Annotated in this window: 8 protein-coding genes and 2 pseudogenes; 9 read left to right on the top strand and 1 reads right to left on the bottom strand. The window is 61.6% G+C overall.

Annotated elements, in window-relative coordinates; all coding sequences use genetic code 11:
- Positions 1 to 287 precede the first annotated feature (287 nt).
- Both JJE66_RS15415 and JJE66_RS15420 read left to right on the top strand, forming a co-directional pair.
- Complete coding sequence (locus tag JJE66_RS15415) at positions 288 to 1,163, top strand: tyrosine-type recombinase/integrase (RefSeq protein WP_200515058.1); 876 nt, start codon at positions 288 to 290, stop codon at positions 1,161 to 1,163.
- A 10-nt stretch (positions 1,164 to 1,173) separates the two neighbouring features.
- Positions 1,174 to 2,373, top strand: a complete 1,200-nt coding sequence (locus tag JJE66_RS15420; protein ID WP_200515059.1) for an IS91 family transposase — start codon at positions 1,174 to 1,176, stop codon at positions 2,371 to 2,373.
- Positions 2,374 to 2,809: 436 nt separating this feature from the next.
- On the opposite strand, the gene JJE66_RS15425 is transcribed toward JJE66_RS15420, so the two are convergent.
- Positions 2,810 to 3,001 (bottom strand): hypothetical protein, encoded by a 192-nt coding sequence (locus JJE66_RS15425; RefSeq protein WP_200515060.1) that lies wholly within the window; start codon positions 2,999 to 3,001, stop codon positions 2,810 to 2,812.
- A gap of 155 nt (positions 3,002 to 3,156) precedes the next feature.
- Between JJE66_RS15425 and JJE66_RS15430 the strand changes: the two genes are divergently transcribed.
- The 7 genes and pseudogenes from JJE66_RS15430 (at position 3,157) to JJE66_RS15460 (ending at position 10,785) form a co-directional block, all read left to right on the top strand.
- The gene (locus tag JJE66_RS15430) at positions 3,157 to 3,942 is read left to right on the top strand and encodes a helix-turn-helix transcriptional regulator (protein ID WP_200515061.1); all 786 of its coding nucleotides are present in this window, start codon (positions 3,157 to 3,159) and stop codon (positions 3,940 to 3,942) included.
- Between the two features lie 244 nt (positions 3,943 to 4,186).
- Positions 4,187 to 4,528: pseudogene (locus JJE66_RS38890) on the top strand (IS5 family transposase); the annotation flags it as partial.
- Between the two features lie 594 nt (positions 4,529 to 5,122).
- Positions 5,123 to 5,797 carry a helix-turn-helix domain-containing protein gene (locus JJE66_RS15440; protein ID WP_200515062.1) on the top strand — a complete coding sequence of 225 codons (675 nt, stop codon included), beginning with the start codon at positions 5,123 to 5,125 and terminating at the stop codon, positions 5,795 to 5,797.
- 467 nt (positions 5,798 to 6,264) lie between these two features.
- A pseudogene (locus JJE66_RS15445) lies at positions 6,265 to 6,789 on the top strand (thermonuclease family protein).
- Positions 6,790 to 7,012: 223 nt separating this feature from the next.
- Positions 7,013 to 7,195 (top strand): hypothetical protein, encoded by a 183-nt coding sequence (locus JJE66_RS15450; protein WP_200298255.1) that lies wholly within the window; start codon positions 7,013 to 7,015, stop codon positions 7,193 to 7,195.
- A gap of 417 nt (positions 7,196 to 7,612) precedes the next feature.
- Complete coding sequence (locus JJE66_RS15455; protein WP_200515063.1) at positions 7,613 to 8,572, top strand: ArdC family protein; 960 nt, start codon at positions 7,613 to 7,615, stop codon at positions 8,570 to 8,572.
- Positions 8,573 to 8,673: 101 nt separating this feature from the next.
- Positions 8,674 to 10,785, top strand: coding sequence for a ParB/RepB/Spo0J family partition protein (locus tag JJE66_RS15460; RefSeq protein WP_200515064.1), 2,112 nt, complete (start codon positions 8,674 to 8,676; stop codon positions 10,783 to 10,785).
- Positions 10,786 to 11,586 lie beyond the last annotated feature (801 nt).

Raw genomic sequence — 11,586 nt, forward strand, 5'->3', positions numbered from 1 at the left:
AGTTTCTCGCTTAATTATCCCGTCGTAAGGACGCGAACGTAGCCACTGCGAACTAGGCCGTGTACCCATAAACCCGGCGGCGTCATGTGACTGGTAACTACGTCCGCTTTGCTCCTATAACGACCAAGTTCGTGCGGCAGCGCAATATGTCGCGACGGGCCAACGGACTAAACCGCTCGCGCGGTAGGGCGCTGCGGCTGGCGGCACGGCCAAGAGGATAGCGCAACGGGGCGTCCTGTCTTGAGATCGAGGGGTTCGACAACCTCACTCAAGACAGGAGCATCCCCATGACCGACGAGGCAATGAGCCCGTTGCGCCGGCGCATGATCGAAGACATGACGATCCGCAAGTTGGCGCCGAAGACCCAACATGACTATGTGCAAAGGGTCAAGAACTTCGCCGCGTTTCTCGGGCGATCCCCGGATACGGCGAGCTTCGAGGACGTGCGCCGCTACCAGCTGCATCTGGCGGCAAGCGGTGTTGGCGTGCCGACCATCAATCAGACCGTTTCGACGCTGCGGTTCTTTTTTAGGGTCACGCTCAGGTGCCACGAGATCGTCGAGCACACGCATGTCATTCACGAGCCGCGCAAGCTGCCGGTGGTGCTCAGCCCCGAGGAAGTGGCAAGGCTGCTCGATGCCGCGCCGGGGCTGAAGTACAAGGCGGCGCTGAGCGTAGCCTATGGCGCCGGCCTGCGCGCCGCCGAGGTGGTCTCGCTCAAGGTCGCCGACATCGACAGCAAGCGCATGATCATCCGCGTCGAGCAGGGCAAGGGCGGCAAGGACCGTAACGTCATGCTGTCGCCGAGCCTGCTCAATCTGCTGCGCGCTTGGTGGAAGGCGGCGCGGCCGCAGGGCTGGTTGTTTCCGGGCCGCGATCCGGCCCAGCCGATGACCACGCGCCAACTCAATCGCGCCTGTCACGCCGCCGCCCAGATGGCGGAGATCAGCAAGCGCGTCTCGCTGCACACCTTGCGGCACAGCTTCGCCACCCACCTCTTGGAGCAGAACATCGATGTCCGCGTCATCCAGGTGTTGCTCGGTCACGCCAAGCTCGACACCACCGCGCTCTATACCCGCGTCGCCACCAAGACGATCAGCGAGGTCATGAGCCCGCTGGAGCACATCGCGCTCAAGCTCAAGGAGATCAGGCCGCCCGGTTGACGCGGCGCGCGTGTCGCGCCCGGTTTTGGAGGTTGCGGATATCTTCCGCAGCCATGGTCCGGCATGGCGTCAAGCTCATGCCGGCCATGTCAGCCTCGACCAGCTGAAGGTGATGTCGGCGATCGAGCGTTGCCGCACGGCGGCGCTTGGCGGGCATGTCGCGCGCTGCGCGGACTGCGCCTATACGTCGATCGCCTACAACTCCTGCCGTAACCGGCATTGTCCGAAGTGCCAGGGCGCCGCGGCGAAGGACTGGCTTGCCGACCGCGAAGCCGAACTGTTGCCGGTGCCGTACTATCACGTCGTGTTCACGCTGCCTGCGGCCATCGCCGACATCGCCTACCAGAACAAGGCCGTGGTCTACGACCTCCTGTTCAAGATCTCGGCCGAGACCATGCTGACGATCGCCGCCGATCCCAAGCATCTGGGGGCCAGGATCGGCATCACCTCCGTGCTGCACACCTGGGGCTCGGCCCTGACCCATCACCCGCATGTGCACATGATCGTGCCGGGCGGCGGCATCTCGCCCGACGGCCAGCGCTGGGTTTCGTGCCGGCCCGGCTTCTTCCTCCCCGTGCGCGTGCTCTCCCGCCTGTTCCGGCGACTGTTCCTTCAAAAGCTCGTCGCCGTCCATCAAGCCGGCCGCCTGAGCTTCTTCGGCGACAACAGCCGGCTCGCCGATGCGCAATCCTTCGCGGCTTATCTCGCGCCGCTGCGCAAAGCGGAATGGATCGTTTACGCAAAGCGCCCGTTCGGCGGGCCCGAGGCGGTGTTGGCCTATCTGTCGCGCTACACCCACCGCGTCGCCATCGCCAACAGCCGCTTGATCGCCGTCGACCGGCGAGGCGTCACCTTCAAGTGGAAGGACTACCGCAGCGAGGGCCGCGATCGCTTCAAGCAGATGACGCTCGCCACCGACGAGTTCATTCGCCGCTTCCTCATCCACGTGCTGCCAAAAGGCCTGCACCGCATCCGCCACTACGGCCTGTTCGCCAAAGGCGCTTGCGCCGGCAACATCGCACGTGCCCGCAAGCTGCTCGCTGTTGCAAAGCCTGAAGACCAACCCACCGCGGCCGCCGCCGATCCCAGCAAGCCGGCCTGCCCCTGCTGCGGCGGTCGCATGATCATCATCGAGGTGTTCGCGCGCGGAGCAACGCCACGGCATCAGCCGAAGCCTCCAACGAACCGCATCAGGATCGATACCTCGTGACCGCGCCACAGTCCTGCAAATCTGCTCGTCGTGATCGCCGGCTCCCGACCGGCCACGGCAAGGTGCGCTCACATACCCGCCAGCCGTCGCAAACCGTCAGACAACTCATGGCGTTCGACACCAACCGCCGCTCATTCGTCTGCCGCTTCACCGTCGTACGACTCGTTGGATCGGCTCGATCCAAATCAGACAGCCCGCCCGCGGCACTCAAATCACCATAGCGCCTGCCGCACCGCTCTACGTTCCCCAAGCGCGGTTTCCTCCCTTGGAGGCTTTCGGACGCCGGCCGCCGAACACGCGGTGCCGTCCCCTCATGCGGCCGGCATCCGAAACCCTTCACAGAACCTGACATGGGCTAACCGGCGTTGCTACGGAGCCAGTGAGCATCGGGGCCCGCCCTAAGGCGGACCCTTTTGGCACCACGCAAACACCCGCGCTAGATTTCTTTGCCGGTATGCTTTACCCCGTTATGCGTCACCGTCGTCTTGGTTGACTCGGTCGCACCAGAGACGCTGTAACCACCAGCCGTCATGAGGTCAAACACGAAGTCGATTGGCGAGTAGCTTTCCGGCTCAGCTTTGCCGGTCCACACGTCGCCATTCGCGTCTTCGATAGTTTTAACTGCCATTGGACACTCTCCTCTATCTAGATCAGTTGGCCACCATTGGCCAACCTGGTCTGTAGCTTAGCGGCCCCTCGTGCATCCGACAGTTGCGTTTGAATGCATAGTCGTGAAAATGGCGGCTTTCCCAATGGAGGGAGCTCTTCTGCTCGCCAATCACGATGGTCCTAAAACCCGTCTGTCAAAATGTCACTTATTGCTTCCAGCTCACACCGCTTAAGGGTCTTAGCCAAAAAGCCCAAGCTAACCGACTGGGTGTCAACGCCTCGACCATCTCGCGATGGTTATCCGGCACCGAACCCAGGCCAACACATCTTGAACAACTGGCAAAGGTCGTCGGCATTGTAGATTTGAGGCTCTTTTACCTCTCTCACGATGAATTCCTTTCGGGTGTAAAACGCTTACACACCGTTGTGGATCACGCGCACATCAAGCCATTCATCCAACTTGGATCTATCGAAAAGCATAGGCATCTATGGGCAGATTGCGCCCTGCGACTCAGAGGAACCTATATTCTCAACACGCGCGTTCTTACGAACTCCGCACTTGTTGCTAGATCGCTGTTGCGCGTATTTGACGAGAACGAGCGCGGCATTCCGTTTGACATTCACAATGTCGATAATCGATACCAGCCTGCCCGCGTCTATCGGTACGACGGCTTGATGTTTCCGATACTTGATACGTTGATATTTTTTGCTGAAGAGGTCAGTCATGACGAACCATTCGTCATGATAACTAATCTGCCACAGCTCAAGCCACCGCCTTATCTTGTTGGCTATATGTTGGCAGTAGGTGTAACTGACGAAATGAGAAGACCCGCTGGAAGCAAAGCTGTAGCTGCGTTCAGAGGAGGCATGCCGATCGACCCAAAGTCGTTGTTGAGCAAACTAGGACTCGTCGAGCGAGTGAAGGTCGATACCCAGATAGCGGAATTGCTCTTCCGCTGAACATCGGGCCGTAACCGTCGTGAGAGGAGAACTCTCAAGAGCTTTACTCGTTGGCAGGTCTGTTAAGTCAAAAGCAGGCTTTGGTCGAGGCGCGGCAATTCCGCAACGGATCACTTTCGACGGTTTCAGCGGAGATTGTCGGCTGGCTGATGTCCGCTTTGACCCAGTAAGCGTCCGACCGGGACCTGCGCAGAGGCGTTGCGTCCGGTCAGCCCCCTGTCATCAAGCTTCGAAACTGGGGGCACGGATTAACGACCGTCGTGTCCTCATGGCATCTTCTGGGTCTTGCGCTCTGGAGCACCTTGGCGTGATCTGCCCGAGATATTTGGTTCCGTCCACCACATGCTACAACCGCTTCGTCCGTTGGCGGCGCGCTGATGTCTGAGGCCGCATCATAGACACACTTGCTGCTGCCCAAGATGCCGCTGTCCAAATGATCGACACCTCGATTGTCCGCGTGCATCAACATGGAGGCTGCATCATCAGGATCGGTGCCAATCGATGGGAAGGTCACGCGGCGGCTTTGACGAATAAAATCCACGCGGTGGTCGATAGCAATGGTTTGCCGGTACGGTTGGCGTTGACCGTCCAGCCGATAATCCAACGTGATGCGTCTGACGAAAGAAGCTCGTTTTTTGTCGAGCATGGCCAGCGTATTTCGCGCGATTGCGAGCCGAACCTCGATTGGAGATCTGAGAAGTCCCTGTCCGTACTTTTCGCTCTCCTCTTGCGTAGTCGATATCCGTGAGCTGAGAGCGGCCCTGTCTCGATCGATTTCAATGATTGAGACCTCGGGCTCTTGAAGTACGACCCCAAGGGTCACGCTCAAGGCGACGCTTACGATTGTCAAAATGGCTACTAAGAATTTTTGCACTTTCGCCTGAAGGCAGCGGATCATTTCGCAACTTGGGGGGTGCACAAGCAAAAAGACCGAAGGCAAAACGTTGGTCTGGCATTTCTCTTGCCGTAAGGCGGATTCTTAGTTGCAGCGCGACCACTGCACCGAAAACCGCTAAAGATGGGGCTGCAACCGTCGATTTTACCCACGGGCGCACGATCCGGCAAGCAACCCGAAGAGTGCGGGTGCCTCCGGATTTATACTTAGGGGAATGACACGAGTTTTGAAACCCGGGGAAGCGCGCAGACTGCCGTCACCGACAATCGAAACCGGAGATCTGCCATGCTCACCGCCGCAGCCGCCGGGTCCTCAACCCACGCGCGTCCGGCCGCTGCGGTTCGGTCGAACTCCTTGCCCGAAGGCCCGCTGGGCTTGATCGGCGCATCGACGCGCTTTGCGCGCAACGCTGAAATTTACGCCGAAGACGATCCGGCTGAATACCTCTACCAGGTCATCTCCGGCGCGGTGCGAACCTGTCGCACGCTGGATGACGGCCGTCGCCAGATCGGCAGCTTCTATCTGCCGGGCGATATCTTTGACGTCGAAGCCAGCGAGGTGCATCTTGCCTCCGCGGAAGCGATCAGGGAGGCGCATGTCGTGGTCGCCGAGCGCAGCGCCGTGATGGTCCAGGCCGAGTACGAAAAGGATGTTGCCAAACAGCTCTGGTCCCTTGCGGTCCGCGAGCTGCAGCGTATGCACGAGCACGCAATGGTGCTGATGAAGAGCGCCGAAGAACGGGTGGCCGGGTTTCTGCTGGAAATGGCGGGCCGCAATGCCGCCGCTCCTTCGATCGAACTGCCGATGCCGCGTCAGGACATTGCCGACTATCTCGGCTTGACGATCGAGACGGTGTCGCGGACGCTCAGCCAGCTGGCGCAGTCCGGAACAATCGCGCTGGAAACCTCGCGCTGTATCGTCCTCCGCAACCGCGTGGAGCTGAGCCGGATCAATGCCTGACAATCGAAGCTCCGTCCGCGGCGTTTGCTACCAGCTCTTTCGCCTTGTTGGGGTTGGCCCTGAGCACCGCGTCATCAATGGGATCGACGCGGTGAATGGCTCGAAAAGGCGACGTAGTTACCATCTCATGCGTGCCGGGGACCTCCGCAATCAGCCCTTGGACCTTCTGGCCGGTCACCCGGCAAATCGAACAGAACAGGGCGCCAGCGCTCACGCGCTGGTCATTCTTCACTCTCGAGCGCGACGAGATTTAAGATGAATCAGCATCGCGCTTTAGATTATCGTTTGAGGATGGTCTCCGCGCAAACGCGTTCCGCGTTTGTCGGGAAATCCGCTGCACAGCTTTCCGGATTATGCTCCACGCGCATGACTGCCCGGGCGCCGGCTCGTCTGCCGTCGTAAGAGCGGCTCGAGAATTGGCCCCAATTTGATCCGCGCAATCTGCGCTGACCACTGGACACATGATCATGAGCAAGCGCAGAGCCCTCATCCTCACGTTCCTGCTCCTGTCCGGGGCGGCCTCCGCTGCAGATTTTGTCGGACAGGCCAGTGTCATCGATGGTGATACGCTGGACATACATGGAACCCGGATCCGGCTTTGGGGTGTCGACGCGCCGGAAAGCAATCAGCTGTGCCGGGGTGCCGACAGCAATTTGTATCGCTGCGGCGCCAAGGCGGCCAACGAACTCGATGTTTTCATCGCCCGACGTCCAGTGAGTTGCACGCCGGTTTCCGCAGACCAGTATGGGCGTACGGTCGCGACATGTCTTGTCGGGACTGCCGACCTCGGGGAATGGCTGGTCAGCAACGGTCTTGCACTCGATTGACCGCGCTATTCCCACGGCCGCTATTCCGCCGCGCAGCGCGATGCGGATCGTTCAGGCCGAGGGATGTGGGCTGGCAGCTATGTGGAGCCCTGGCTGTACCGTGCGTGCATTCGGTCGGGCGGCGCGCCGTCCAATTGTTCGGATGGCGCGAACGCACATCCTTGAGTCTTCTCGGGGCGAATCAAAGCCTGCGCAGCTTGACCGCAAATCAAAATTGTTGGCAGAGCGTTTTCGAGCGAAGTGGATGCCGGTTCGCGTCAAGAAAACGCGTCAAAACAACAATCTAGGGCCCCTTCCGATTCCGGAGCGGAAATGGCTCTAGCTGGCGCAAATCGGGCGACTCGGGGTAAGCCATGTCCTCGATCCCACTGTTGAGCAAAGGTATAAGATGGTTGCAGCTGCCGGTGAATTGCCAGCTTCAGGATATGCGCTCGAAGTAGATGGCCGACTCAAGGCCGAATTTGCGACCAGGGATGGGGCCAAGAGCGGTGCGGAAGAGCTGAAGAAGCGTTTTCCAATGCTTCGGATCAGAATCTATGACGCAGAGACGAAGACTCGCGAGGAGATCTAAAGCGCGATTGATCGGGACGAATCGTCATCGCACTTCAGGTTTTGTTTGAGCATGATCTCTGCGCAAACGCGCTTCGCGTTTGTCGCGGGAGAAAACCGCTGTACACTTTTTTCGGGTCATGCTCTGGTTTTTCCAGGCGCCTGGTCGTTCCATCTGCATGGGATTTGCCGTGCGTCTTCCTGCGGGACCGGGCTGTCGGCTGCGCTGAAACCCCGACCTTCGGCCGGGTTTTCACCCATTCGGGCTTCCATCCCTGACGCGAAGGCCTGGCTCGTCTGAGAGACTCGCACCACGCCACGCCTGCAACAGACGTAGTGCTTCCGCAACAAACATTGAGAGTGAGAGGGCTGGCCGGTTCGGCCGCGACGGGTTGGAGCTGCGAGAGAGGCTTGCAGCGCCCGTCGCGAAAGATCCGCGATGTCCAGACATCCTCGCGCGCGCACCGGACAGGACCGGGCCACCCTTTATGACGAAATCACCGACAAGATCATCGCCGAGCTGGAGGCCGGCCGCGTGCCCTGGGTTCAACCCTGGGGAACGGAGGCGGCAAAGGCGCCGCTGTCGATGCCAAGGAACGCCGCGTCCGCCCGGCCCTATAGCGGCATCAACGTTCTCATCCTCTGGGGGGCGGTGATCGAGCGCGGTTTTGCGGGCCAGAGCTGGCTGACCTTCCGCCAGGCGCTTGCGCTCGGCGGTCATGTCCGCAAGGGCGAGCGCGGCACAACCGTGGTCTATGCCGACCGCTTCGTGCCGGCCGACGAACGGCGCCGTGCGCGTGAGACGGGCGAGGAGGCGCAGGCCGTTCCATTCCTGAAGCGGTTCACCGTCTTCAACACCGATCAATGTGACGGACTCTCCGCCGACATCGCGACCACCGCGCCAATGCCGCTGCCGGGCATGATCGAGCCGCAGGTCGAGGCCCTGATCAAGGCAACCGGCATCGACTTTCGCATCGGCGGCAATCGCGCCTTCTATATGCCGGCAGAAGATTATGTGCAGGTGCCGCCGCCGGCGGCCTATTTCGAACCGATCAATTGGCACCGGACCGCGCTGCACGAGCTTGGTCATGCCAGCGGTCATCCTTCGCGCCTCAACCGCGATCTCGGCGGTTCGTACGGCACGAAAAAATACGCGTTCGAGGAATTGATCGCCGAATTGTGTGCCGCGTTTTCCTGCGCATCACTCGGCATCGTGCCGACCGTGCGGCACGCCGACTATATCGGTTCCTGGCTGGAAGTCCTGCGGGAGGACAACCGCGCGATCGTGCGGGCGGCCTCGCAGGCCAGCAAAGCCGCAGATTATCTGGTTGGCTTCCTGCCGGCAGATAATCCAACTGCTTCGGCCCATGCTGCCGAGGCAGATCAGGAGGCGGCGTGAGCGGAGCTTGGCTGCGAAATAGAGGAAGAGGGCGGCGCCGAGCGCCACGACGGGTTGAGGTCGAGAGAGAGGCTTTCGGCCGCCCGTCGTGGAGACGAAAAATGACCAAGGCAGTCCAAAAGATCACGCTGTCGCCCTCGCGTGATATTCCCTTCAACAAGCTGGTGCTGAGCCAGTCCAACGTTCGGCGCGTCAAGGCGGGCGTCTCGATCGAGCAGCTTGCCGAGAGCATCGCCCAGCGCACGCTGCTGCAAAGCCTCAATGTCCGCGCCATCGTGGACGCCGACGGCAATGAGACAGGCATGTTCGAGGTGCCGGCCGGCGGCAGGCGCTACCGTGCTCTCGAGCTCCTGGTCAAGCAGAAGCGCATGTCGAAGTCGCAGCCCGTGCCCTGTGTCGTTCGCGAGGGAGGCATCGCGGAAGACGATTCGATCGCAGAGAACGATGAGCGCGTCGGCCTGCATCCGCTCGACCAGTTTCGCGCATTCCAGACGCTGCGCGACCTCGGCATGAGCGAAGAGGACATTGCCGCACGGCATTTCGTGGCGCCGGCAATCGTCAAGCAGCGCCTGCGCCTCGCCTCGGTCTCGCCGAAGCTGCATGAGGTCTATGCCGAGGACGGCATGACGCTGGAGCAGCTGATGGCGTTCTCGGTGAGCGGCGATCACGCGCGCCAGGAGCAGGTCTGGGACAATGTCAGCCGCTCCGGCTATGATGAGCCGTACCAGATCCGCCGCATGCTGACCGAGAACACCGTACGCGGGTCCGATCGCCGTGCGCAATATGTCGGCATCGAGGCGTATGAGCGGGCCGGTGGTCCGGTCCTGCACGATCTGTTCGAGCACGACGACGGCGGCTGGCTCCAGGACGTCGCCCTGCTCGACCGTCTTGTCACGGAGAAACTCAAGCAGGACGCCGAGGTGATCGCGGCGGAGGGCTGGAAGTGGATCTCTGTGGCCGTCGATTTTCCATTCGGCCACACCAGCGGCTGGCGGGAATTGGAGGGAACGCCGGCCGCGCTCAGCATCGAGGAGCAGGCCACGATCGATGCGCTCAATGCCGAGCATGACAGGCTCGAAGCCGAGTATCAGGATGCTGACGAACTTCCCGAGGAGGTCGACCAGCGCCTTGGCGAGATCGAGGCGGCATTGCTCGCGCTCGAGGAGCGGCCAATGATCTACGATCCGGCCGACATCGCCCGCGCCGGGGTCTTCATCAGCATCGATTCCGACGGACGGCTCTCGGTGGATCGCGGCTACGTCCGCCCCGAGGATGAACCTGCAGTCGTCGATACCGACCCCGGACAGGCCAGCGCAACCGTTGACGGGACGGATGCCGTTGCTCCGGTGCAGCGGACCGCCATCAGCGTCGGTGGCGCTCCAACCGAGCCGGCCGAAGAGGATGAGGACGATGCTGCAAGACCGCTGCCGGACCGGCTGATCACCGAGCTGACAGCCTATCGAACGCTGGCGCTACGCGACGCGCTCGCCGAGCATCCCTCGCTCGCGTTTTTGGCGGTGCTGCACAATTTCGTGCTGGCGAGCTTCTACAGGTTTGCATCATCCGGCAGTTGCCTCGAGATCGCGGTGCACACGCCGACATTCCCGGCCCAGGCTCCGGGATTGAAGGACAGCGCGCCGGCCAAGGCCATCGACAGCAGGCACGAAGCCTGGAAAGCGCGGCTCCCGAACGATGCAAAGGCGCTTTGGGATACGCTCTGCGCATTGGACGGCAACGCGCAAGCAGCCCTGTTCGCCCATTGCGCGTCGTTCTCGGTCAACGCCCTCTATGAACCGGTGAACCGCTACGCTCAGGGGCGGGTATCCGCTGATGGGCTCGCGCGCAGGCTCGGCCAGGCCGACGTGCTGGCGCGGGCGGTCGGGCTCGACATGGTGCAGGCCGGCTGGAGGCCGACCGTGGATAATTACCTCGGCCGCGTCACCAAGCCACGTATTCTGGAGGCGGTGAGGCAAGCAAAGGGCGATGCCTCCGCAGAACTGATCGACCATCTGAAGAAGGCCGATATGGCCCGCGAAGCCGAGCGCCTTCTCGAGGGCACGGGATGGCTGCCGGAGCCACTGCGCCTCACTGACGCTATCCAATCGGCAGACCAGGATGCAGACGCGGGTCCGCTTCCCGAGTTCCTCGCTGGCGATGAGGACGCTAGCGGCACCGCAGACGACGTTCAGCCACACGGCATTGCCGCTGAATGAAGGTCCGGGCGTAGCGCGGCAATCCCGCCGTGCGCTTCATTCGAACTTGCTTCCGAAGCCCGGCATCGCGCCGGGCTTCTCATTTGTGTGCCGAGTATGAACGACAGCTTGGAGGTGGAAGTCCTCTATCCAGCCTGGTGACGGCGAAGGATTAGCGAAGCGCAAGGGCGTCATCGCGAGGTGGGGTCTGAAGACAGCGTGGAGCAAAGTCGCGGCCCGATGGACAAGAACCGGATAACGAGGCCTACCCGGCCGGACGAGCGAGCAAGTGATCGCGAAGTCCACGGTCATCAAGGGTCGGGGTGGTAAATCCGGCGGGCGTGCGGCGAAAGCGGTCGGTCTTACCTCGGGAGATCTGTGCAGTGTTCCGGCAACGGGACTGAGGTCGTCGTAAGGCGGCCTGACCGCGGCGCAGAAGTCAGCAGAGGGCATAGTAGGCGGAACGAGTTTCGCTGAAGGCCTGAACGCTGGAAGCGACGAGTAGATGCAGTGGTATCGCATCGGCCATGCGACTGAATTCCGGGCAACCGGCTTCGGAACGGCGGGAACGGGTGAAGCCCTGACTGGCGCTGATCGGAGGAGTCGAAGCTAGCGCGACGATCGCTGACATCCAAACTACGGCGGCAACAGAACAACTCTTGCCGCTTAATCCAGCGAACCGCCGTATACGGACCCGTACGTACGGTGGTGTGGGAGGGGAGGAGTCGCGAGACTCCCCCCTATCCCGATTGGAATGCGGCTCCGTCGCGCTGAGCCTTGCGCGCGGCGTGGCCCGCGTCCTCCGCCCGCGGTGGAGGCAAG

The organism is Bradyrhizobium diazoefficiens (genome assembly GCF_016612535.1).
Classification (GTDB): Bacteria; Pseudomonadota; Alphaproteobacteria; order Rhizobiales; family Xanthobacteraceae; genus Bradyrhizobium; species Bradyrhizobium diazoefficiens_C.

Coding starts and splice junctions, on each gene's coding strand:
- JJE66_RS15460 (WP_200515064.1), top strand. CDS start 8,674: ATGACCAAGGCAGTCCAAAAGATCACGCTGTCGCCCTCGCGTGATATT.
- JJE66_RS15455 (WP_200515063.1), top strand. CDS start 7,613: ATGTCCAGACATCCTCGCGCGCGCACCGGACAGGACCGGGCCACCCTT.
- JJE66_RS15425 (WP_200515060.1), bottom strand. CDS start 3,001: ATGGCAGTTAAAACTATCGAAGACGCGAATGGCGACGTGTGGACCGGC.
- JJE66_RS15430 (WP_200515061.1), top strand. CDS start 3,157: ATGGTCCTAAAACCCGTCTGTCAAAATGTCACTTATTGCTTCCAGCTC.
- JJE66_RS15415 (WP_200515058.1), top strand. CDS start 288: ATGACCGACGAGGCAATGAGCCCGTTGCGCCGGCGCATGATCGAAGAC.
- JJE66_RS15450 (WP_200298255.1), top strand. CDS start 7,013: ATGGTTGCAGCTGCCGGTGAATTGCCAGCTTCAGGATATGCGCTCGAA.
- JJE66_RS15440 (WP_200515062.1), top strand. CDS start 5,123: ATGCTCACCGCCGCAGCCGCCGGGTCCTCAACCCACGCGCGTCCGGCC.